At 72.0% G+C, this 21,846-nt stretch carries 25 protein-coding genes; 14 read left to right on the top strand and 11 right to left on the bottom strand.

Annotation, left to right across the window (positions count from 1 at the left end; genetic code table 11):
* Nucleotides 1-13 precede the first annotated feature (13 nt).
* Nucleotides 14-1,051 carry a non-homologous end-joining DNA ligase gene (gene ligD, locus OH804_RS19905; RefSeq protein WP_196921730.1) on the bottom strand — a complete coding sequence of 346 codons (1,038 nt, stop codon included), beginning with the start codon at nucleotides 1,049-1,051 and terminating at the stop codon, nucleotides 14-16.
* Between the two features lie 47 nt (nucleotides 1,052-1,098).
* Here ligD and msrB point away from each other — a divergent pair, with 47 nt between their 5' ends.
* Nucleotides 1,099-1,503, top strand: a complete 405-nt coding sequence (gene msrB, locus OH804_RS19910; protein ID WP_091400676.1) for a peptide-methionine (R)-S-oxide reductase MsrB — start codon at nucleotides 1,099-1,101, stop codon at nucleotides 1,501-1,503.
* 61 nt (nucleotides 1,504-1,564) lie between these two features.
* Here msrB and OH804_RS19915 read toward each other — a convergent pair whose 3' ends face one another.
* From OH804_RS19915 to OH804_RS19925, 3 genes are all read right to left on the bottom strand, one after another.
* A complete protein-coding gene (locus tag OH804_RS19915) occupies nucleotides 1,565-2,173 on the bottom strand; it encodes a DUF305 domain-containing protein (RefSeq protein ID WP_406058762.1) in 609 nt (202 codons plus the stop codon).
* 64 nt (nucleotides 2,174-2,237) lie between these two features.
* Entirely contained in the window at nucleotides 2,238-2,978 is a 741-nt protein-coding gene (locus OH804_RS19920; protein WP_196921728.1) for a lytic polysaccharide monooxygenase, read from the bottom strand.
* 108 nt (nucleotides 2,979-3,086) lie between these two features.
* Nucleotides 3,087-3,362 (bottom strand): isoamylase early set domain-containing protein, encoded by a 276-nt coding sequence (locus tag OH804_RS19925; RefSeq protein WP_196921727.1) that lies wholly within the window; start codon nucleotides 3,360-3,362, stop codon nucleotides 3,087-3,089.
* Between the two features lie 155 nt (nucleotides 3,363-3,517).
* Between OH804_RS19925 and OH804_RS19930 the strand changes: the two genes are divergently transcribed.
* The 5 genes from OH804_RS19930 to OH804_RS19950 all read left to right on the top strand — a co-directional run bounded on the left by OH804_RS19930 (nucleotide 3,518) and on the right by OH804_RS19950 (nucleotide 7,211).
* Nucleotides 3,518-3,778, top strand: a complete 261-nt coding sequence (locus OH804_RS19930; RefSeq protein ID WP_091400670.1) for a Prokaryotic metallothionein — start codon at nucleotides 3,518-3,520, stop codon at nucleotides 3,776-3,778.
* Between the two features lie 211 nt (nucleotides 3,779-3,989).
* On the top strand, nucleotides 3,990-4,931 hold the full coding sequence (locus tag OH804_RS19935; protein ID WP_406058765.1) for a DMT family transporter: 942 nt from the start codon (nucleotides 3,990-3,992) through the stop codon (nucleotides 4,929-4,931).
* 24 nt (nucleotides 4,932-4,955) lie between these two features.
* On the top strand, nucleotides 4,956-5,411 hold the full coding sequence (locus tag OH804_RS19940) for a GNAT family N-acetyltransferase (protein WP_196921725.1): 456 nt from the start codon (nucleotides 4,956-4,958) through the stop codon (nucleotides 5,409-5,411).
* Nucleotides 5,412-5,529: 118 nt separating this feature from the next.
* Nucleotides 5,530-6,630, top strand: a complete 1,101-nt coding sequence (locus OH804_RS19945) for a lytic polysaccharide monooxygenase (protein WP_406058767.1) — start codon at nucleotides 5,530-5,532, stop codon at nucleotides 6,628-6,630.
* 92 nt (nucleotides 6,631-6,722) lie between these two features.
* Complete coding sequence (locus tag OH804_RS19950; RefSeq protein ID WP_406058769.1) at nucleotides 6,723-7,211, top strand: GNAT family N-acetyltransferase; 489 nt, start codon at nucleotides 6,723-6,725, stop codon at nucleotides 7,209-7,211.
* Between the two features lie 145 nt (nucleotides 7,212-7,356).
* Here OH804_RS19950 and hemQ read toward each other — a convergent pair whose 3' ends face one another.
* Genes hemQ through hemE form a run of 3 tightly spaced genes read right to left on the bottom strand, consistent with a single transcriptional unit; the run spans nucleotide 7,357 to nucleotide 10,619 of the window.
* Nucleotides 7,357-8,058 (bottom strand): hydrogen peroxide-dependent heme synthase, encoded by a 702-nt coding sequence (hemQ, locus tag OH804_RS19955; RefSeq protein ID WP_196921722.1) that lies wholly within the window; start codon nucleotides 8,056-8,058, stop codon nucleotides 7,357-7,359.
* Entirely contained in the window at nucleotides 8,055-9,518 is a 1,464-nt protein-coding gene (hemG, locus tag OH804_RS19960) for a protoporphyrinogen oxidase (RefSeq protein ID WP_196921721.1), read from the bottom strand. Before hemG ends, hemQ begins: the two co-directional genes overlap by 4 nt.
* A 3-nt stretch (nucleotides 9,519-9,521) precedes the next feature.
* On the bottom strand, nucleotides 9,522-10,619 hold the full coding sequence (hemE, locus tag OH804_RS19965; protein ID WP_406058772.1) for a uroporphyrinogen decarboxylase: 1,098 nt from the start codon (nucleotides 10,617-10,619) through the stop codon (nucleotides 9,522-9,524).
* Nucleotides 10,620-10,757: 138 nt separating this feature from the next.
* On the opposite strand from hemE, the gene OH804_RS19970 reads away from it, so the two are divergent.
* The 8 genes from OH804_RS19970 to OH804_RS20005 all read left to right on the top strand — a co-directional run bounded on the left by OH804_RS19970 (nucleotide 10,758) and on the right by OH804_RS20005 (nucleotide 18,877).
* Nucleotides 10,758-11,330 (top strand): DUF3000 domain-containing protein, encoded by a 573-nt coding sequence (locus OH804_RS19970; RefSeq protein ID WP_196921719.1) that lies wholly within the window; start codon nucleotides 10,758-10,760, stop codon nucleotides 11,328-11,330.
* Between the two features lie 95 nt (nucleotides 11,331-11,425).
* Entirely contained in the window at nucleotides 11,426-12,754 is a 1,329-nt protein-coding gene (locus tag OH804_RS19975) for a ribonuclease D (protein ID WP_406058774.1), read from the top strand.
* A 259-nt stretch (nucleotides 12,755-13,013) separates the two neighbouring features.
* Nucleotides 13,014-14,207 carry a thiolase family protein gene (locus OH804_RS19980; RefSeq protein WP_196921717.1) on the top strand — a complete coding sequence of 398 codons (1,194 nt, stop codon included), beginning with the start codon at nucleotides 13,014-13,016 and terminating at the stop codon, nucleotides 14,205-14,207.
* Nucleotides 14,204-16,273 carry a 3-hydroxyacyl-CoA dehydrogenase NAD-binding domain-containing protein gene (locus OH804_RS19985; RefSeq protein WP_406058776.1) on the top strand — a complete coding sequence of 690 codons (2,070 nt, stop codon included), beginning with the start codon at nucleotides 14,204-14,206 and terminating at the stop codon, nucleotides 16,271-16,273. Before OH804_RS19980 ends, OH804_RS19985 begins: the two co-directional genes overlap by 4 nt.
* Nucleotides 16,274-16,443: 170 nt before the next feature.
* Nucleotides 16,444-17,283, top strand: coding sequence for a hypothetical protein (locus OH804_RS19990; RefSeq protein WP_196921715.1), 840 nt, complete (start codon nucleotides 16,444-16,446; stop codon nucleotides 17,281-17,283).
* A 159-nt stretch (nucleotides 17,284-17,442) separates the two neighbouring features.
* Nucleotides 17,443-17,781 carry a helix-turn-helix transcriptional regulator gene (locus OH804_RS19995; protein WP_196921714.1) on the top strand — a complete coding sequence of 113 codons (339 nt, stop codon included), beginning with the start codon at nucleotides 17,443-17,445 and terminating at the stop codon, nucleotides 17,779-17,781.
* Nucleotides 17,778-18,254, top strand: coding sequence for an SRPBCC domain-containing protein (locus tag OH804_RS20000; RefSeq protein WP_196921713.1), 477 nt, complete (start codon nucleotides 17,778-17,780; stop codon nucleotides 18,252-18,254). The genes OH804_RS19995 and OH804_RS20000 overlap by 4 nt, the downstream gene beginning before the upstream one ends.
* Complete coding sequence (locus OH804_RS20005) at nucleotides 18,251-18,877, top strand: dihydrofolate reductase family protein (RefSeq protein ID WP_196921712.1); 627 nt, start codon at nucleotides 18,251-18,253, stop codon at nucleotides 18,875-18,877. The genes OH804_RS20000 and OH804_RS20005 overlap by 4 nt, the downstream gene beginning before the upstream one ends.
* 117 nt (nucleotides 18,878-18,994) lie before the next feature.
* On the opposite strand, the gene OH804_RS20010 is transcribed toward OH804_RS20005, so the two are convergent.
* The 4 genes from OH804_RS20010 to OH804_RS20025 all read right to left on the bottom strand — a co-directional run bounded on the left by OH804_RS20010 (nucleotide 18,995) and on the right by OH804_RS20025 (nucleotide 21,816).
* Nucleotides 18,995-19,414 (bottom strand): VOC family protein, encoded by a 420-nt coding sequence (locus tag OH804_RS20010; protein WP_406058780.1) that lies wholly within the window; start codon nucleotides 19,412-19,414, stop codon nucleotides 18,995-18,997.
* Nucleotides 19,411-19,815, bottom strand: a complete 405-nt coding sequence (locus tag OH804_RS20015; RefSeq protein ID WP_406058781.1) for a VOC family protein — start codon at nucleotides 19,813-19,815, stop codon at nucleotides 19,411-19,413. Before OH804_RS20015 ends, OH804_RS20010 begins: the two co-directional genes overlap by 4 nt.
* Before the next feature lie 160 nt (nucleotides 19,816-19,975).
* Nucleotides 19,976-21,151 carry a cell wall metabolism sensor histidine kinase WalK gene (locus OH804_RS20020; protein WP_196921709.1) on the bottom strand — a complete coding sequence of 392 codons (1,176 nt, stop codon included), beginning with the start codon at nucleotides 21,149-21,151 and terminating at the stop codon, nucleotides 19,976-19,978.
* Nucleotides 21,148-21,816 (bottom strand): response regulator transcription factor, encoded by a 669-nt coding sequence (locus tag OH804_RS20025; RefSeq protein ID WP_196921708.1) that lies wholly within the window; start codon nucleotides 21,814-21,816, stop codon nucleotides 21,148-21,150. Before OH804_RS20025 ends, OH804_RS20020 begins: the two co-directional genes overlap by 4 nt.
* Between the last annotated feature and the right edge of the window lie 30 nt (nucleotides 21,817-21,846).

Below are 21,846 nucleotides of genomic sequence, written 5' to 3' on the forward strand. Positions count from 1 at the left end.
GCACCCAGCGCGCTCAGGCGCTCTCGTCCTCGGGAGGGCGCTTGGCGCGGCTCGGCTGCACGCGCTTGGGCTCTCCGGGCATCTTCGGGTGGTCCGGCGGGTACGGCAGGTCACCCTGGCCGGCGGCGGCGTCACGCTCCGCCCACTCCAGCAGCGGGGTGATGTCCCACGGTGCGTCGTCGATGCCGGCGTGCGGATCACCTCGCTCGGCGAGCCGGGCCGGCACGGTGCGCAGGTCGAAGTCGTCCGGGTCGACGTCGGGTAGCTCGTCCCAGGTGACCGGGGTCGAGACGGTGGCCCGCGCGTTGGCCCGCAGCGAGTACGCGCAGGCGATCGTGCGGTCGCGCGCCATCTGGTTGAAGTCGACGAAGACCCGGGTGCCGCGCTCCTCCTTCCACCAGGCGGTGGTGACCAGGTCGGGGTTGCGGCGCTCCACCTCCCGGGCCAGCGCGATGGTGGCCCGGCGCACCTCGGTGAACGTCCAGCGGGGTTGGATGCGCAGGTAGACGTGAACGCCCCGGCCGCCGGAGGTCTTCGGCCAGCCGGTCGCGCCCAGCTCGTCGAGGAGCGCGCGGACCTCACCGGCGGCCCGTGCCGCGTCGGCGAAGTCGGTGCCGGGCTGCGGGTCCAGGTCGATGCGCAGCTCGTCGGGGCGGTCGACGTCGGCGGCCCGCACGGGCCAGGGGTGGAAGACGATGGTGCCCATCTGCGCCGCCCAGGCCACGTGCGCCAGGTCGGCCGGGCAGAGCTCCGCCGCGTTCCGCCCGCTCGGGAAGGTGATCTGCGCGGTCGTCACCCAGGGCGGCACGCCCCGGGTGGGCACCCGCTTCTGGAAGAACGCCTCACCCTCGACGCCCTCGGGGAAGCGTTGCAGGGTGGTCGGCCGGTCCCGCAGGGCGCGCATGATCCCGTCGCCGACCGCGAGGTAGTAGTGGAACACGTCCGCCTTGGTGAACCCCCGCTGCGGGAAGATCACCCGGTCTGGACTGCTCAGCCGGACGGTGTGCCCGGCCACCTCGACCTCAGCGGCCGCAGCCTTGGTGCCACCCATCCCGCGACCTTATGCCAAGCCCCCGACGTTCGACGTACCGTTGACGGGTGAGTCTTGACGACAACGAGCTGCCCCGTACCGACGAAGAGTGGCGGGTCCGACTGACCCCCGAGGAGTTCCACGTCCTGCGGGAGGCCGGCACCGAACGCCCGTGGACGGGCGAGTACGTGGACACGAAGACCCAGGGGGTCTACCACTGTCGCGCCTGCGGGCTGGAGCTGTTCTCCAGCGACACCAAGTTCGACTCGCACTGCGGCTGGCCGAGCTTCGACGATGCCATCCCGGGCCGGGTCAAGGAGATCGAGGACCGCACCCTCGGCATGGCCCGTACGGAGATCCGCTGCGCCCGCTGCGACAGTCACCTCGGGCACGTCTTCCACGGCGAGGGCTTCACCCCGAAGGACACCCGGCACTGCGTCAACTCGGTCTCCATCAAGCTGGAACCCCGCTGACCCGGGCACCCAGGGCGTGACGGCACTCAAGGCGTGACCGGGCTAAAGGCGTGACCGCTGCTCAGGGCGTACCCCTGAGCAGCTCGACCTCGGCGGTCCGGGACTGCTCGATCCGCCGGGCCAGGTCGCGGACCCGTTCGTTGCGTCCGACGCCGACGTGGGACCGGGCCAGGTCGGCGGCCGACCGCTGGTGGTCGGCGAGCACCTCGCGCAGCACGCTGTCGACGTCCGCGTCCGGCGCGGTCCGCAGCCGGTCGAGCGCGGCGTCGTCGCCGTGCCCGTCGTGGTGGTGTGCGGCGGCGCTGGCACCCGGCCCGGTCGTGGGCAACCAGCCGCGCATGGCGGCCAGTTCGTCGCCCTCGGTCGCCTCGATGGCGGCGGCCAGGGTGCGCAGCGTCTCGTCGCGCACCCGGTCCCGGGCCAGCCCGACGATCTGCAGGGTGCGTTCGCTGTGCCCGACCATCGTGCTCAGGAACACCACGTCGATCCCGCTCATCGCGTCCGCCCCGACTGCGGACCCGACGCCCGCGGACCCGGCCGCCGCCGAGCCGGCCGGGGACGCGGGGGCCGGCTGCGGCAGGGTCGGCGGGCTCGACGTGGGCGGTCCGGCGCAGGCTCCGGTGAGCAGCAGAGCGGCAACGACTGACGCCAGCGGGGTACGGCGGGGCATGCCGGTGGCTCCGTTCACGCGAGGGCGGCGACACGGGTGCAGCCAGAGGGCCGCACCCGTGCGGTCAGACCTGGAGCCAGAGCGCCGGTACGTTCGGCGGCTCCCAGCCCGGGATCGCTGTGTGCGCCTGCCGGCAGCGGTACGTCGCTCCGCCGTAGGTGACCTGGTCGCCGACCTGGTACGCCCGGCCCGTCGTCCAACTGCCGCCCGGCGCGGGCGGAGTGGTCGGCGTGGCGGTCGGGGTGGGCCGTGGGGTGGGCGAGGTGGTGGGGGTCGGGGTCGGGGTCGACCCTCCGCCGCCGATCTGCACGTCGATGCAGGAGTAGAAGGCGTTCGCAGTGTCGGAGATGTTCCACACCGCGAGGATCTTCTGTCGGCCGGAGAAGCCGCCGAGATTGACGTTGTGGGACACCGTGGCGCCCGGCTGTTGGCCGTTGCCGTTGACCACGCCGACCCGGGTGTTGCCGATCCAGTACTCCCAGTTGCTGGTGGCGTGCCGGGCGGTGTTCACCCAGGTGAAGGTCAGCGAGCTACCCACCGAGGTGGCCGGCCAGCCCCGACTGTCGTCGTTGAGGACGGCGAACTGGGCGATTCCGGCATTGCAGCTGCGCAGGCCCTTGGGGCCCTCGACGCTCTGCGGCTCGTACTTGATCTGCCCGCAGTCGGGCACCCGGCCCTGCGCGCAGAGCGCCTGCCGGCTCGGTGGGGCGGAGACGTATCCGTGCGCCTGCGCGGGGGCGGCGACGGTGAGGGTGGCGGCGACGGCGCCCGCCGCCACCAGCGGGACGGTGATTCTTCGACGCATGGGGGCAGCTCCTTCTCCAGGTGCGGTGAGGTGCCCTCAAGGTAATTTAAACATTGTTAACAGTAAAGACTCTCATCGATAAATCCATCGATGGCGGCAGTTTTCTTCTCAGAGCCGGAGCAGGCAGCCCCGGTCGTCGACCTGGTCGGCCGACTCGTCGTCCAACCAGACGCCCCCGGTACCGAGGTAACGGAACCGGTACTCCCCCGGCGGCAGCTTCACGGTCACCGTCCTGGTGCCGTCGCGGCGGGCCACCAGTTCGTGCCGGCCCGGCTGCCATCCGTTGAAGGAGCCGACGACACTCACCGGGCCGGGCGGGACGTCGCGGGGCAGACAGAAGGTGACCCGGGTCTGGTTGCCGAAGAGCTTGTTGCGCTTGATCACGGTGATCCTCCGGGGGTTGCGGCGGTTCACCCGGCATAACGGACAACACGCCGACGCCGACACGCCGTCGACGCGGCCAGGCGTCGGCGTTCCGCCCCACGTCGCGGCCCTCCGGGGGATTCTGTAGGTACTTGTTCACTTAACGGAGGTTTTCGGTGGCAACCTGCGAGGTCTGCGGCAACGACTACTGGATGGCGTTCGAGGTGCACACCGTCAGCGGCGACGTGCACACCTTCGACTCGTTCGAGTGCGCGATCCAGCGCATGGCACCGATCTGCGAGCACTGCCAGGTCAAGATCGTCGGGCACGGCGTCGAGGTCAACGGCCGCTTCTTCTGCTGCGCACACTGCGCCCGCGCCGTCGAGGGCGCGGTGGGCGCCGAGATCCGCGACGCCGTCGGCGCCCGCCCGGCCTGACCGCGCCAGCCCGGCCGTAGGCCCTCCGGACCGCCACGCTGGGGTACGGTCGTCGCCATGCGGCCATTCCTGGGCGTCCTGCCCCCGCCGCGCTCCTGAGCGGAGCGCCGCGCCTCTCGCCGACCGGGTGACCTGACCCCGCTCGGCCACCCTGTCGTACGCGCTCCGTCGACGTCGTCCCCGTCAACGGCTCACCCTTCGGAGCGCTCCCGTGTCCACAACCCGTACCCCGCTGCCGGCCGCCTCGGCCGCCCGCCACGCCGCCCGCAGCGGCCTCATCCAGATCAGCGTCACCGGCGTGCTGTGGGGCACCACCGGCGTGGCGGTGCAACTGCTGCGCGAGAGCACCGGGCTCAGCCCGGTGAGCATCGGCTTCCACCGCCTCGCCATCGCCGCGCTCGTGCTGCTGGCGTGCACCGCCGGCCGGCTCCGCACGATAGTGGCCACAGTGCGCGCCGCACCCGTACCGCTGCTGCTCACCGGCGTCGGCCTCGGCCTCTACCAGGCGCTCTACTTCGCCGCCGTGGCCTGGGCCGGCGTCAGCGTGGCCACCATCGTCAGCCTGGGCCTGGCCCCGGTGCTCGCCGCGGCCTGGGAGTCGGTACACGCCCGCCGACTCCCCGGCCCGCAACGACTCGGCACGCTGGTCGCGGCGATGGCCGGCCTCGTCCTGATCACCGGCGCCACCGAGCACCCCGGCGCTGCGGCGCCCGCCCCGCTGCTCGGCCTGCTCGCGGCGGCCGGCTCCGGCCTCGGGTACGCGGTCACCACCCTGATCAGCCGCCAGGTGTCGCAGCGCACCGCGCCGATGGCGCTGACCACCATCTCCACAGTGGTCGGCGCGTTGACCCTGGCGCCGTTCGCTGTGGTCGCCGGGGTCGGCCTGCCGGTACGCCTCGACACCGTGGCGCTGCTCCTGCACCTCGGCGTGGTCACCACGGCTGTCGCGTACGCGCTGTTCTACGCCGGACTGCGCACCACACCGGGCAGCGTCGCGGCAGTGCTCACCCTGCTCGAACCGCTCACCGCCGCGGCCCTGGCGGTGGCCCTGCTGCACGAACCGCTCCCCCTGCCGGTGATCGGCGGCGGCGTCCTGCTGCTCACCGCCGTGGCCGCCACCTACCTGGCACCCGACCGGGCGGAAGCCCGGTGAACCCGCCCGACCTACCATCGGTGGATGCCCCAGCAGACCACCGAGCTCCGGACGGCCTCCTTCGCCGACCTGAACGCCCGCACCTTCCACGACCTGCTCAAGCTGCGCATCGACGTGTTCGTGGTGGAGCAGAACTGCCCGTACCCGGAGCTCGACGGGCGCGACGTCGAGCCGGGCACCCGGCACCTCTGGCTCACCGACGGCGGCGCGCCGCTGGCGTACCTGCGGATCCTGGCCGACCCGAACGGCGACGCCCGGATCGGTCGGGTCGTGGTGGCCCCGGAGGCGCGCGGCGGCGGGCACGCCGGCCGGCTGATGACCGCGGCGCTGGAGGTGGTGGGCAACCGGGCCTGCGTGCTGGACGCCCAGTCGCACCTGGTCGCGTTCTACACCCGGCACGGCTTCGCGGTGAGCGGCCCCGAGTACGTCGAGGACGGCATCCCGCACACCCCGATGCGGCGCGATGCCATTGACGGCTGACGATCGAGCTGGCATGGTGCCGGGTAGAGCCATCGCGGGAGCCAGCGATCAGGCACGGGAGTGGGCAACTCCCGGCGATCCGGGTGTCGACGTCCGACCTCATCCCCCCGGGGGCTCCATGTTCACTCCCACCCGATCACGACGCGTGCTCTGGCTGTTCGCCATCGCGGCGACCACCACGCTCCTTTTGACGACCGCAGTGACCACCATGCGGGCCGAACCCGCCTCGGCGCACGGTTCGGTCGTCGACCCGGCCTCACGCAACTACGGCTGCTGGCAACGTTGGGGCAGCGACTTCCAGAACCCGCGGATGGCCACCGAGGACCCGATGTGCTGGCAGGCCTGGCAGGCCGACCCGGCCGCCATGTGGAACTGGAACGGCCTGTACCGCGAGGGTGTGGGGGGCAACCACCAGGCCGCCGTCCCCGACGGCCAACTCTGCAGCGGCGGACGCACCCAGAGCCCGCGCTACAACGCGCTGGACACCATCGGCGCCTGGAAGACCACAGCGGTGTCAAACAACTTCCGGCTCCGCTTCGTCGACCAGGCCCGTCACGGCGCCGACTACATCCGGGTGTACGTGACCAAGCAGGGCTTCAACGCGGCCAGCCAAACACTCGGCTGGGGCAACCTGGAGTTGGCCGGCCAGATCGGCAACACGCCCGCCTCCCAGTGGAGCCCGGACCCCAGTGGTGTCTCGATCCAGATCCCGGTCAGCGCGCCGGGACGCACCGGACGGCACATCGTCTACACCGTCTGGCAGGCCAGCCACCTGGACCAGTCGTACTACCTGTGCAGCGACGTCGACTTCGGTGGCGGTTCGACCACCCCGCCACCCACCACTCCCCCGCCGACGACCCCGCCACCGACCACGCCCCCGCCCACCACGCCGCCGCCGACGACCCCGCCGCCGGCCGGTGCCTGCACGGCGACGTACCAGGTCACCGGTCAGTGGTCCGGTGGCTTCCAGGCCGAGGTGAAGGTGACAGCGGGCGGTTCACCGACCCAGGGCTGGTCGGTGAGCTGGAACTACAACAACGGCCAGCAGGTCACCTCGTCGTGGAACGCGACGGTCGGCGCCAACGGCACGCTGGTCACCGCACGTAACGCCAACCACAACGGCACCCTCGCCGCCGGAGCGAGCACCACGTTCGGTTTCCTCGGCTCGTGGAACGGCAGCAACCCGGTTCCGCTGGTCTCCTGTACGACGACCAGTTGATCCCCGTCCGGCGCCGCACCCGGGCGGGGGTGCGGCGCCGGACGGTGGGAAATGCGGTGGTGCCCGGCGGTCCGTCCGGGCACCATCCCCGCATGATCGAGATCAGGGTGCTCACCCCCGATGACTGGCCCACCTGGCGCGAACTGCGGCTGGCCGCCCTCAGCGAGGCGCCGGGGGCGTTCGGCTCCCGGCTCGCCGACTGGCAGGGCGACGGCGACCGCGAGCAACGCTGGCGCGACCGGCTGAGCATCCCCGGCTCACACAACCTGGTGGCCGTCCTGGACGGGCGTCCGGTCGGGATGTCGAGCGGCGTGCCCACGGCGGACCCTCTGGTGATGGACCTGATCTCGATGTGGGTGCACCCCGACGCCCGCGGCAAGGGTGTCGGCGACTGCCTGGTGGACGAGGTGGCGCGCTGGGCCCGCGAGCGCGGCGCCGACCGGCTGCGCCTCAGCGTCATGCCGGACAACACGCCCGCAAAGGCCCTCTACGAGCGCGTGGGCTTCACGCAGACCGACGAGTTGGGCGATCACCTACCCGACGGCGTAGGCCGCGAACAGGTAATGCAACGCACCCTCTAACCACGCCCTCACCCCGCCCCCCGTGCCCTCCCCGCCCCTCCCCTCCCCGCGATCTTGCACTTTCGGTCGCCGGATCGCGACTTATGCCCTTTTCGTCGGGACAGAAAGTGCAAGATCGCGGGGTGGGGACGGGGGTGGGGGTGGGTCAGACCAGGCAGTTGACGATCTCGGCTACCGAACGGCGGCGGCCGGTGTAGAACGGGACCTCTTCGCGGACGTGCCGGCGGGCACCGGAGGCGCGCAGGTCCCGCATCAGGTCGACGATCCGGTGCAGTTCGTCGGCCTCGAAGGCGAGCATCCACTCGTAGTCGCCGAGCGCGAACGAGGCGACGGTGTTGGCCCGTACGTCCGGGTAGCCGCGGGCCATCTTCCCGTGCTCGGCAAGCATCTCCCGCCGCTCGGCGTCGGGCAGCAGGTACCACTCGTAGGAGCGGACGAACGGGTACACGCAGATGTAGGGGCGGGCCTCCTCGCCGGCCAGGAACGCCGGGATGTGGCTCTTGTTGAACTCCGCCGGCCGGTGCAGCGCCATCTGCGACCACACCGGGGTCAGCGCCCGGCCCAGCGTGGTGCGGCGGAACCGCAGGTACGCGTCCTGGAGCGCGTCCGGGGACGCGGAGTGCCACCAGATCATCACGTCCGCGTCGGCGCGCAGCCCGGAGACGTCGTACACGCCTCGGACCACGACGTCCTTGCCGGCCAGCTCGTCGAAGAGGGACACCACCTCGCCGGTGACGTTGTCCCGCAGCGACGGCAGCGGGGAGCTGGCCCGGAACACCGACCACATGGTGTAGCGGATGCTGTCGTTCAGCTCCCGCAACCGGGCCGCGTTGGTCTGCTCGGTCATCTCGCCGATCCTCCCAGTGCTGTGATGATCTCTTCGGCCGCCGTCTCGCCGGAGCGGACGCAGACCGGGATGCCGACGCCGTCGTAGCCGGCGCCGGCGAGGACCAGTGTGGGGTGCGCGGCCCGCAACGCCGTCCGCGCGGCGGCGAGCCGGTCGGCGTGCCCCGGCGCGTACTGCGGCAGCGCACCGCCCCACCGCTGCACGTGCCCGTCGACCGGTGCGGGCAGCGGGGTGCCGAGCACCGCCGACAGCTCGCGGTGCACGGTGGCCGCCAGGTCCGCGTCGGGGCGTTGCAGGTGCGCCTCCTCGCCGTACCGGCCCACCGAGGCGCGCACCAGGGCCAACCCGTCCGGCCGGCGCAGGTGCCCCCACTTGGTGGTGAAGAAGGTCGCCGCCTTGATCAGCAGGCCCTCGGTGCTGGGCACCAGGAAGCCGGACAGCTCGGGCAGTCGCGGCTGCGGCAACGCCATGGTGACCAGGGCGACGCTCGCGTAGTCAAGCGCGCCGACGCCCGCCGCCACCGCCGGCGCGGGGCCGGCGAGCAGCCGCGCCGCCGGTCGGGCCGGCACCGCCAGCACCACCGCGTCCACGTCGACCATCGACGACTCCAGCTCGGCGCGTCTACCGCCGCGCCGCGACCTGGAGCCGTCGTCAGGGTCGCGGGTCGGGCCGACGGTGAGCCGCCAACCGGTGCCGGTAGGCGTCAACTCGCGCACTGCGGCGTCCCGCCGTACCGTCGCGCCGCTGGCCGTCACCGCCGCCTCGACCAGGGTGCTCAGCCCACCGGCCAGGGTGCCGAAGACCGGCGCGCCCGGCGCACGCGGCGCGGCGGCCTGCGCGGCCCGGACCGCGCCGACCAGGGTGTGCTCCACCCGGGCCGCCCGGGCCAGCGCGGGCATCGTCGTGACCAGGGAGAGATCGTCCGCGCGGCCCGCGTACACGCCACCCAGCATCGGGTCGACCAACCGCTCGACCACCTCGTCCCCGAAGCGGGACCGGACCAGCGCACCCACCGAGACGTCCGCGTCGGGCCCGACCAGCGGCCGACCGCCGTCGGTGTCGGCGTCCGCGGCCGGGCGGGCGACAGCGGCCACCCGATCCAGATCCCCGGGTACGCCCACCAGGGTGCCGCCCGGGATGGGGCGCAGCCCCCCGTCGACGACCAACGCGGCCTGCCCCACTGTGGGGTGCACGATCCTCTCGGCCAGCCCGAGCCGGCGGGCCAACGCCACCGCCGCGCTCTCGGCGCCGGTCGGGTCGCGCATCAGGAACGATTCCGCGCCGAACTCCACCGGCTGGCCGGCCAACTCCCCGGTGCGCAGCTTTCCGCCCAGCGCGCCGGACTGCTCGTACACGGTGATCTCGGTGCCGGCCGGTGCGCGGTCGCGCAGGCGGACCGCGGCGGCCAGGCCGGCGATCCCGCCGCCGACCACCGCCACCCGCCAGGGCTGCCGCGTCACCGGTCAGCCCTGGTCGGCCCGGCGGCTGGACAGCTCGTGCACCAGCGCGACCACCCGGGTCAGCACCTCCGGGTCGGTCTCCGGCAGCACACCGTGGCCGAGGTTGAACACGTGCCCGGGGGCCGCCCGGCCCTGCTCCAGGATGCGGCGTACCTCGGCCTCGACGACCGGCCACGGCGCCAGCAGAACGCACGGGTCCAGGTTGCCCTGCACCGCCTTGTCCGCGCCGATCCGGCCGGTGGCCACGTCCAGCGGCGTACGCCAGTCGACGCCGACCACGTCCGCCCCGGCCTCGCCCATCGCGCCGAGCAGCTCGCCGGTGCCCACCCCGAAGTGGATCCGGGGCACCCCGGCGCCCACCAGCCCGCTCAGCACGGCGGTCGAGTGCGGCAACACGAAACGACGGTAGTCGGCCTCGGAGAGCGCGCCGGCCCACGAGTCGAACAGCTGCACGGCGGAGACGCCGGCCTCGATCTGCACCCGCAGGAAGGCCAACGTCACCTCGGCGAGCCGGCCGCAGAGCGCGTGCCACAGCTCGGGATCGCCGTACATCAGGGCCTTGGTCTTAGCGTGGGTGCGCGACGGCCCGCCCTCGACGAGGTAGCTGGCGAGCGTGAACGGCGCGCCGGCGAAGCCGATGAGCGGGGTGTCGCCCAGCTCGACCACCAACTGCCGGACGGCCTCGTCCACGTACGAGACGTCGTCGCGGGTGATCGGGCGGATCCGCTCCACGTCGGCGGCGGTGCGGATCGGCTCGGCGACCACCGGGCCGGTGCCCGGCACGATGTCCAGGTCGATCCCGGCCGCGGCGACGGGCACCACGATGTCGCTGAACAGGATGGCCGCGTCCACGCCGTGTCGGCGCACCGGCTGGAGGGTGATCTCGGTGACCAGCTCCGGTCGGCGGCAGGACTCCAGCATCGGCACGCTCGCCCGGATCTCCCGGTACTCCGGCAGGGAGCGGCCTGCCTGGCGCATGAACCAGACCGGGGTGTGCGGAACGGGCCGACGTCGGCAGGCCCGGATGAAGGGCGAGTCGGCCGGTCCGCCGGGGCGGGATTCTCCGTCTCGGGCGACAGTGCCCGTGGTGTCCGTGGTCATCGCCGCAATCGTGCCACGCCCGCCACCCCCAACCGGGTGGGGGTGAGAGGAAGGGCACCGTTCCTTACGCCCGGTGCCCTTCGCTGAGCGTCGGCGCGCCGTCGAAGCGGGCGACGGACGGCGGCATAGGCTGCCGACATGGCCCCCCCGATCGCGCTCCCGGAGACGTTCGCCCGAGCGGTCGCCGGGCTGCGGTCGGCCGCCCCCCGGCCGGAGATCACCCTGGAGGAGGTCGGCGCCCCCCAGCGGCTGGCCCCGTACACGTTCGCGCTCGCCGCGACAGTGCTGCGCGACGACGACGAGGTCGCGACCGGCCGGCTGATCCTGCTGCACAACCCGGTCGGGCACGAGGCGTGGCAGGGCACCCTGCGGCTGGTCACCTACGTGACCGCCGAGTTGGAGGTCGACCTGGCCGCCGACCCGCTGCTGCCCGGAGTCGGCTGGACGTGGCTGACCGACGCGCTGGACGCCCAGGACGCCGGCCACCGGGCGATCGGCGGGACGGTGACGCAGACCATGTCGACCCGGTTCGGCGACCTCGCCGGGCCACCGACCGTCGGTGACATCGAGATCCGCGCGTCCTGGACGCCGATCGACGACGACCTGACCCCACACCTGCTCGGCTGGTGCGCGCTGCTCGCCTCCACCGCCGGCCTCCCCCCACCGGGCGTGACGGCCCTCTCCGACCGCCGCCCGGCCGGCGCGGCCTGATGTTCGGCGCTCGGAACGACACTTCGCGGACACCTGATCGACACACGCCGGACCGGCTGCACCCGTCGGATCTCCGCGCGCACTAGGGTTGGCAGGTGACCGACGAACCACCCCTGCGCCGTCGGCCCACCGAAGAACTTCCGGGAAACGCACCCCAGCACCCGCCGTCGGCCCAGCCGCAGCCGGCGGGCGAGGGGGCCGACCCGGCCGACGGTGGGCCCGTTCCGCTGATCGCCCCGCGTGACGGCACCCCCGATCCGGTGGCCGCCCCGGCCGAGCTTGCCGAGGTGGTGGCCCGCTTCGCGGCGGGCACCGGCCCGGTCGCCCTGGACGCCGAGCGGGCTTCCGGCTACCGCTACAGCCAGCGCGCGTACCTGGTGCAGTTGCGCCGGGCCGGTGCGGGCACGGCGCTGATCGACCCGCTGCCCCTGCCCGACCTCAGCGCGCTGGACGCGGTGATCGGCGAGGCCGAGTGGGTCCTCCACGCGGCCAGCCAGGATCTGCCCTGTCTGGCCGAGGTGGGGTTGCGTCCGCGCCGACTGTTCGACACCGAGCTGGCGGCTCGGCTGGCCGGTTTCGAACGCGTCGGGCTGGCCGCGCTCACCGAGCAGTTGCTCGGGTTCACCCTGGAGAAGCACCATTCGGCGGCCGACTGGTCGAGCCGACCGCTGCCCGAGTCGTGGTTGACGTACGCCGCCCTCGACGTGGAGCTGCTCACCGACCTGCGGGACGCGCTGGACGCCGAGTTGACCCGGCAGGGCAAGTCGGCCTGGGCCGCGGAGGAGTTCGCCGCGCTGGTCCGCACCGGGGCACGTCCGCCCCGGGTCCGTGCGGAGCCGTGGCGGCGCACCTCGGGCATCCACCGGCTGCGGGGGGCGCGGGCCCAGGCCCGGGTCCGCTCGATGTGGTACGCCCGGGACCAGATCGCCTCCCGGCGGGACGCCGCTCCCGGTCGGGTGCTGCCCGACTCGGCCATCATCGCCGCAGCCGAGCTGGATCCGAAGGACGAGAAGACCCTGCTGACCCTGCCCGGTTTCGGCGGCCGGTCGGTCCGTCGGCTGGCCCGCACCTGGCTGGCCGCGCTCGACGACGCCCGGCAGCTGCCGGAGGATTCCCTGCCGGTCTCGCCGGCCGTGGAGGGTCCGCCCCCGCCGCACCGGTGGGCCGAACGGGACCCGGTGGCGGCCGGTCGGCTGGCCCGCTGCCGGGAGGTCGTGATCCGCATCGCCGGTGAGCACAACCTTCCGCCGGAGAACCTGATCACTCCAGATTCGATCCGCCGACTGGCCTGGACCCCGCCGGAGGAGATGACCGAGGCTTCGGTCGCGGAGACCCTGCGCGGCCTCAACGCCCGCGAGTGGCAGATCGGGCTCCTCACTCCCGACCTGACCGAAGCCCTGACCCCCACCCCACCCCTCCCCTGACCCCCTCCCACGAACCCTGGTGATCATGAGGTTGACGGGCCTCCAGGAGATCCACAGCCCCGCCAACCTCATGATCGTCGGAAGTTGGACGAGCCCAAGGTGACGGTGGGGTGTGGGGTGGGCCACAGCGGGGGGGTGGGGACGGGGTTGGTTACTGGCGAGTAGCATCCGAGGGAAACGTGCCCGTGTCCGCGACCCTCGTTCGGTCCGGCGTGCCGCCCGGCGCGAAGGCCGAATCACGGTCGAATAGGAGGCTCAAGTGCCCCGTGAAGTTCGCGATGTCGTCTTCGTCGACGGCGTCCGTACCCCGTTCGGCAAGGCGGGTGGCATGTACGCCAACACCCGCGCCGACGACCTGGTGATCCGCTGCATCCGGGAACTGCTGCGCCGCAACCCGCAGCTGCCCCCGGAGCGGGTCGAGGAGGTCGCCATCGCGGCCACCACCCAGATCGGCGACCAGGGCCTCACCATCGGCCGCACCGCCGCCCTGCTGGCCGGGCTGCCCAAGACCGTTCCCGGCTTCGCCATCGACCGGATGTGCGCGGGGGCGATGACCGCCGTCACCACGGTGGCCAGCGGCATCGCGATGGGCGCGTACGACATCGCCATCGCCGGTGGCGTCGAGCACATGGGCCGCCACCCGATGGGTGAGGGCGTCGACCCCAACCCGCGCATCATCGCGGAGAAGCTGGTCGACCCGTCCGCGCTGGTGATGGGCTCCACCGCGGAGAACCTGCACGACCTGGTCCCGCACATCACCAAGGCACGCACCGACGCGTTCGCGCTCGCCTCGCAGCAGAAGACCGCCAAGGCGTACGCCAACGGCAAGCTCCAGGACGACCTGGTGCCGATGTCGATCCGCGACGCCGAGGGCGGCTGGGGTCTGGCCACTGTGGACGAGGCCCCGCGGGACACCTCGCTGGAGAAGCTCGCCACCCTGAAGACCCCGTTCCGCCCGCACGGCAAGGTCACCGCAGGTAACGCGGCCGGCCTGAACGACGGCGCCACGGCGAGTCTGCTGGCCGACGAGGCCACCGCCCGCGAGCTGGGTCTGCCGGTCGCCATGCGGCTGGTCTCGTTCGGCTTCGTCGGAGTCGAGCCGGAGGTGATGGGCGTCGGCCCGATCCCGTCGACGGAGAAGGCGCTGCGCCTCGCCGGCCTCAGCATCGACGACATCGGCCTGTTCGAGCTGAACGAGGCGTTCGCCGTGCAGGTGCTCGCCTTCCTCGACCACTTCGGGATCGCCGACGACGACGCACGGGTCAACCCGTGGGGCGGCGCGATCGCCATCGGTCACCCGTTGGCCTCCTCCGGCGTGCGGCTTATGACGCAGCTGGCCCGCCAGTTCGCCGAGCACCCCGAGGTCCGCTACGGCCTCACCGCGATGTGCATCGGCATCGGCATGGGCGGCACTGTCATCTGGGAGAACCCGCACTGGGAGGGAGCTAAGTGAGCGCGCTCGCCGCACCGAACGAGGTCGTCACCAGGGCGTTGCTGCGCCAGGTGAACGTGCCGGGGCTGGACCGGCCCGCCGCCCTGATCACCCTGGACAACGGCTTCGACCACACCAAGCCGAACACCTTCGGCCCTGGTGGGCTGGCCAGCCTGGACGAGGCGATCACCGCCGCGCTCGCCGCCGACCCGGCGTTCATCGCGGTCACCGGAAAGCCGTACATCTTCTGCGTGGGCGCGGACATCGTCGGCCTGCCGCAGCTCGCCGATCGCGCGCAGGCGCTGGAGATCGGCCGGCTCGGCCACCGGGTCTTCGCCCGGCTCAAGGACAGCAGCGTCCCCACCTTCGCGTTCGTCAACGGCGCGGCGATGGGCGGTGGCCTGGAGTTGGCGCTGCACTGCCACTACCGGACGCTCTCCGGTGGGGCGGCGGCCCTCGCGTTGCCCGAGGTCTCCCTCGGTCTGGTGCCCGGCTGGGGCGGCACGCAGCTGCTGCCGAACCTGATCGGCATCCCCGCCGCGACCCAGGTGATCATCCAGAACCCGCTGATGCAGAACAAGATGCTCAAGCCGAAGCAGGCGGCCGAGCTGGGCATCGCGGACGTCCTGCTGGAGCCGGCGGACTTCCTGGAGCGGTCCCTGGAGTGGGCGGCCAGCGTGGTCCGGGGTCAGGTCACAGTGACCCGGCCCGAGGTCGACAAGGACATGTGGGCGGGCGTGCTCTACTTCGCCCGGGAGACCCTGAACCAGCGGCTGCACGGCGCGGTCCCGGCCGCGTACAGGGCGCTCGACCTGTTGGAGACGGCGAAGGACGGCGACTTCGCCGCCGGCACCGCCGCCGAGGACGAGGCCCTCGCGGATCTGGTCTTCTCCGAGGAGTTGCGCAGCGGCCTGTACGCGTTCGACCTGGTGCAGCGGCGGGCCAAGCGCCCGGCCGGCGCACCGGACAAGGGCCTGGCCCGGACGATCACCAAGGTCGGCATCGTCGGCGCGGGTCTCATGGCCAGCCAGCTGGCGCTGCTGTTCGCCCGCCGCCTCCAGGTGCCGGTGGTGATGACCGACCTCGACCAGTCCCGCGTGGACAAGGGCGTCGGCTACGTGCACACCCAGATCGAGAAGGCCGTCACCAAGGGCCGGATGGACAAGGGCACCGCCGCCAAGCTGTACGGCCTGGTCAGCGGCACTGTCGACAAGAGCGCCTTCGCCGACGCCGACTTCGTCATCGAGGCGGTCTTCGAGGACCTGGGCGTCAAGAAGCAGGTCTGGGCCGAGTTGGAGAAGATCGTCTCCCCGGAGGCGGTGCTCGCCACCAACACCAGCTCGCTGTCGATCACCGAGATGGCCGCCGAGTTGGAGCACCCCGAGCGGGTGGTCGGCTTCCACTTCTTCAATCCGGTGGCGGTGCTGCCGCTGCTGGAGATCGTCCGGGGCGAGCGCACCGACGACGTCACGCTGGCCACCGCGTTCGCGGTCGGCAAGCAGCTCAAGAAGTCGAGCGTGCTGGTCAAGGACGCACCGGCGTTCGTGGTGAACCGGCTACTCACCCGCTTCCTGGGCACCGTCTTCGCCGCCGTCGACGCCGGGACGCCGCTGGACGTGGCGAACAGCGCACTGGACCCGCTGGGCCTGCCGATGCGCCCGCTCGCCCTGCTCCAGTTGGTCGGGCCGGCCGTGGCGTACCACGTGGGCGGCACTCTGCACGCCGCGTACCCGGACCGGTTCGGGGTCAGCGAGAACCTCAAGCGGATCGCCGACTCGGGCCAACCGATCGTGGTCGACGACCAGGTCAACGAAGAGGTCGCCAAGCTGCTCGTGGTGGGTGACCAGCCGCTGACCGCCGAGCAGGTACGCCAGAACGCGCTGGACGCGCTCGCGCAGGAGATCCGGCTGATGCTGGACGAGGGTGTGGTCGCCGAGGCGCAGGACATCGACCTGTGCATGATCCTGGGCGCCGGTTGGCCGTTCCACCTGGGCGGTGTCACGCCGTACCTGGACCGGACCGGCACCTCCGAGCGGGTCACCGGCCAGCGGTTCCTGCCGCGTGGCGCGGCGAGCCTGCCGGCCTGATCGATAGCTCTACCACAGTCGCGGTGGTCGGACCGTCCCTCGTGGACGGCCCGGCCACCGCGACCGTTTGTGATCAGTCGATCGCCGGTTGCGGGTTTCCGCAGGGACAACGGCGGACTCCGCACCGGGTTAGGATCACGCGTTTTGCACACCCATCTTGGAGCTGACTGATGTCCCAGCCGCCGGCCAATCCCTACGGCCCGCCGCACGATTCCCCCGACCCGTCGCAGCAGCCGGGCCAGCAGCCTGGCGGTTGGCCGCCGCCACAGCAGCAGGGACAGCCGCAGCAGCCCGGTGGCTTCCCGCCGGCGCAGCCGGGCTTCCCACCGGCGCAGGGTGGCTTCCCGCCCGCGCAGTCGGGTTTCCCGCCGGCGCAGCCGGGTCAGCCGTACGGTGACCCGAACCTGGCCGGCGGCCCGCCGCCGGCGAAGAAGTCGAACGTCGGCAAGATCGTGCTGATCGTGTTGGCAGTGGTGCTGGTGCTCTGCCTCGGCGGCGTGGCGATCACCTGGTTCGCCGTCAAGGACGACGTGGGCGCCGTCGTGGATGCCAGCAAGACCCGGGTGGTCGCGCCGGCCACCCTCGCCGGCCGGCCGAAGCTCACCAACCCGGAGCTCCAGACGGCCGCCGACCAGGCGGTCAACGAGATGAAGACGGCTGCGGGGAACGCGACGAGCACGGTCGCCGCCTTCTACGGTGACCCGACCAAGCAGGATCTCGTCATGATCACGGGCGTGTCCGGGCTGCTGACGGACCCGAAGAAGGAGCTCGACGCCTATGTGGACGGCCTGTCCAAGCAGCTGACCGTGGGCGAGATGGCCGCCGTCGACGCCGGCCCGCTCGGCGGTGAGGCGCGCTGCGGCGACGGCAAGGCCGAGACCGTGCCGCTGGGCATCTGCGTGTGGGCCGACCGGGGCAGCCTGGGCATGGTGGTGATGTACTTCAAGACCGCCGACCAGGCGAAGGCCGAGTTCGCCACGATCCGGGGCCAGGTCGAGCAGCAGTCCTGATCGGTACGAGACCGGGGCCCCGGCCACCCTCGGGTGGCCGGGGCCCTGCTGCTGTTCCTGAAGCGCGCCGATCGGCAGCCGTCGTCGCGGCGGTCACCCCGTGGGGCCGCCAATACTTTGCCCTTGCGCTAACTGTCATCTCCGGCAACACTTAGCCGCATGGCACAGTATTCGGCGCAGCTCGACGGCGTGTTCGTCGCCCTCGCTGACCCGACCCGGCGCTGGGTCATCCGACGCCTCGGCCACGGCCCGACGAGCGTCGGTGATCTCGCCCGCGAGTTTCCGATGACCCTTCCCTCGTTCATGAAACACGTGCAGACGCTCGAGTCGAACGGACTGATCCACACGACCAAGTCCGGCCGGGTGCGCACCTGCGTGCTCAACCGCGAGCGCCTCGCCGTCGTCGACGACTGGCTCGCGGAGCAGCGCCGGATCTGGGAAGAGCGCACGGATCGCCTGGAACGCCTCGTCACCGATCAGCAGGAGAACCAGCAGTGAATCCCGACCTGGACCTGACCATGGCGCGGGTCATCCGTGCCCCTCGCGCCTCCGTGTGGAGCGCCTGGACCGACCCGTCCCGCTTCGAGAAGTGGTGGGTACCGTCGCCAGCCCTGTGCCGCGTCGATCGCTTGGACGTCCGGCCCGGTGGCGCATTCGTCACCCGACTGAGCGAGGACGGGGTGGAGTTCGTCCCACACCTCGACGCGTGCTTCCTCGTCGTCGACGATCTCGAACGGATCGTGTTCACCAATGTGATCGACAGCGCCTGGCGGCCCGCGAACCCTGCCCCGGTCCCAATGACCGCGGAGATCACCATGAGAGATCATCCGGACGGTACGGACTACCGGATCATTGTCCGCCACGGTGATCCCGCCGCTCGTGACCTGCACGAGAAGATCGGCTTCGCGGACGGCTGGGGCTCTGTCACCGAACAACTCGCCGGGGTCGCCGAGAGCCAGGGTGCGCCGTGAAGCTCGTCCTTACCGAGTTCGTCACTCTCGACGGCGTCAGCCAGGGTCCCGGCTCGCCGACCGAGGATCCGAGCGACGGCTTCACCCGCGGCGGCTGGCTCGTGCCCTACCTGGATGAGGCGTTCGTCCGCCGCACCTCTGACTGGTTGGGTCTCGCCGACGGTCTGCTGCTCGGACGGCGGACCTACGAGGCGTTCGCTCGCGACTGGCCGCAGATCACCGACCCGAACGATCCGTTCACCGAACGGATGAACTCACTACCGAAGTACGTCGTGACCAACACCCTGGCGGAGGGTTGTTGGCCCCCGACGACAGTGCTCCACGGTGACCCGATCCACACCGTCGGGGAACTCAAGGCGCAGCCAGGACGGGAGCTCCAGATCCACGGGAGCGCACGGCTTGGCAGGGCACTGTTGTCGGCCGGCCTCGTCGACACACTCCGACTCGTCGTCGCCCCCACCGTGGCCGGTGCCGGGCGTCGGCTGCTCGACCAGCCGAGCGCATCCGTCGGCCTCCGGCTGGTTCGCCACGAAGCGACGGCGAAGGGTCTGCTCCTGCTCGAGTACGAGCATGTCGGCGCCGCCCCGGTGGCGGAATACGAGGGCGTGACGGCCTTCGTCTAGTCACCGCGCAACGACACGGCCACCGCCTGAATCTTGCGGGCAAGTCCTGCCCCAGCAGCGTGGCACGCGGCCCCGGCAACCCGAGGGTGGCCGGGGCCCCGTGCCGTACGAGGACGGTCAGGCCTGTTCGGCAACCGCTGCCGCGGCCCGCGCGGCCGCTGCGGCCGCCCGCTCGTCGGCGTTGCCGAGCACGCAGAACTCGTTGCCCTCCGGGTCGGCCAGCACCACCCAACCCCCGCCGGTCGGGCCGACGTGGTCGGCGACGAGCGTCGCGCCGATGCCCAGCAGTCGCTCGACCTCCTCGGCCCGGGTCCGGTCGGCGGGTTGGAGGTCCAGGTGCAGCCGGTTCTTCACCGTCTTGCCCTCGGGCACCGCGAGGAAGAGCACCTCCGGGCCGCCCGGCGGCAGGAGCATCGCCTCCGGGTCGCCGGGGAAGTCGTCGGGCTGCCGGGGGCAGTCGAAGACCTGCGACCAGAAGCCGGCGAGGGCGTACGTGTCGTGACAGTCGATGCTGATGTTGTGGATCGTCGTACTCATGCTTGGTCCTCCACAGTCGTGTCGACCCGCTCCCCGGCGCTGCGGACCACGCAGAACTCGTTCCCCTCCGGGTCGGCGAGAACCGCCCAGCCCGTCCCGTCGGTGCGCCGCTGATCGGTGATCATGGTGGCCCCGAGGCCGAGAACCCGCTCGATTTCCTCGTCGCGGGTCCGGTCGACCGGTTCCAGGCAGATGTGGACCCGGTTCTTGGTCACCTTGTCCTCGGGCACCGCTTGGAAGAACATGTTCGGCGTGGCACCGTCCGGCGGCAGCAGGGCAGCTTCCGGGTCACCCGGAAGGTCCTCCGGGAGCCGGGCGTAGCCGAGCACCGCCGACCAGAAGCCGGCCAGGGCGTACGTGTCGTGACAGTCAAAACTGATGTTGCGGATCCGTGGATACACGGGTGTTCCCTCCGTGCGGATGGGACGCTCCGCTTCCGGGAGTCAGCCGGCGCAGACCCGGGGTGCGGAGTCATGATTGGCGGACATCGACGCACCCCCCTTCACTTCTTGGGCTGACGCGGTGATCTTGCCATCGGCCAAGCCTCCTCCGCAACCCCGTTCAGCCGGGGCTGGGCACCGCGCCGTTGACCACCGGGGCGTCCGCCGACGGCAGGGTGACAGTCACCTCCAGACCACCACCCGATTGCGCGATCACCCGCACGGTGCCGCCGTGGGCAGTGCAGACCGCCCGGACGATGGACAACCCCAGGCCGGAGCCACGGGCGCCGGTGCGTTCCCGGCCACCACGGCGGAACGGCTCGAACAGTCCCGGCACGTCGGCCTGGTCCACCTCGAAACCGGTGTTCCCCACCACCAGCCAGGACCGGTCGCCGTCGGTGCCGGTACGCACCCAGAGCCGGCCGTGCAGGTGGTTGTAGCGGACCGCGTTCTCGATCAGGTTTCCGGCCAGCCGGTCGAGCAGCCCCGGGTCGCCGACGACCGGCGCCGACTCCAGCGACGTCTGCACCCGCAGGCCGATCCGTTCCACCTCGCGGCGCATCGCCGACAGCGCGTTGGCGGTGCCCGCGGCCAGATCACACTCGGTACGCCGTCCCAACTGCCGCCCGGCCTGCGCCTCACTGCGGGCCAGCACCAGCAGCGCGTCCACCAGGCCGTTGGCCCGCTCGGAGGCGTCGCGGACCACTGTGGCCATCCGTCGGTACTCGGCGGCGTCCGCGTCGTCGTCGCTGAGCGTCACGTCGATCTCGGTCCGCATCACCGCGAGGGGGGTACGCAGCTCGTGCGAGGCGTTCGCCACGAAACGCTTCTGGGCCTCGAACGCGGACGCGATCCGGTCCAGCATGGCGTCGAACGTCTTGGCCAGCTCGGCCACCTCGTCGTCGGCGCCCGAGTAACCGATGCGCTGGTCCAGGGTCGCCTCACCGAGCCGCTGCGCGGTCGCGGTGACCTGGTGCAGGGGGCGCAGCGCCCGCCCGGCCACCGCGTACGCGCCGGCCACCCCGACCACGCTGATCGCCAACAGCGCGACCAGGCCCTTGGCCAGCAGCTCCCCGGAGGCGGCGTCGACCAACTGTCGCTGCCACTCAGCGGCGTCCATCTGCCGACCGTCGGAGAGCAACACGATCGTGCCGGGCACCAACTCGTCGGTGGGTCGCAACGCGTCGCGGACCAACAGCCAGGCCAGCACCACCAGGATCGCTCCGGCCCCGACCAGCAGCACGCCGTTGAGCACTGTCAGCCGCAACCGCAGGGTGGGCCGCAACCGGCGGCTCATGCGCCCACCTCGGCGGTGCGGTAGCCCGCCCCGACCACCGTCTCGATCAACGGCGGGTCACCGAGCTTCTTGCGCAACGTCATCACTGTGACCCGGACGATGGTGGTGAACGGGTCGGTGTTGGCGTCCCAGACCCGTTCCAGCAGCTCCTCACTGGAGACCACCGCGCCGCGCGCCTTGAGCAGTTCGCAGAGCACCCCGAACTCCTTGTTGGTGAGGTCCACCGGCACACCGGCGCGGGTGGCCACCCGCCGGGCCGGGTCGAGCACCAGGTCGGCCAGTTCGAGCACCGGCGGCGCGGCCGGGGTGGCCCGCCGTCCCAGCGCCTGCACCCGGGCGACCAACTCGTCGAACGCGAACGGTTTGGGCAGGTAGTCGTCGGCGCCGAGCTGCAACCCCTCCACCCGGTCAGCCACGGTGCCGCTGGCGGTCAGCATCAGCACCCGGGTCAACGCACCGGAGGCCGCCAGGTCGGCACAGATCTGGTCGCCGTGCACGCCGGGCAGGTCGCGGTCGAGCACCACAACGTCGTACCGGGTGATGAAGGCCGCCTCGTGGCCGGCGTCGCCGTCGTACGCCACGTCGACGGCCATCCCCCGCTTGCGCAACCCGCGCGCGATCGCGTCGGCGAGGTTGCGCTCGTCCTCGACCACCAGTACCCGCATCCCGGCCTCCTCGCTGCTGACCACCGACAA

The organism is Micromonospora sp. NBC_00860 (genome assembly GCF_045207375.1).
GTDB classification, from domain to species: Bacteria; Actinomycetota; Actinomycetes; order Mycobacteriales; family Micromonosporaceae; genus Micromonospora; species Micromonospora vinacea.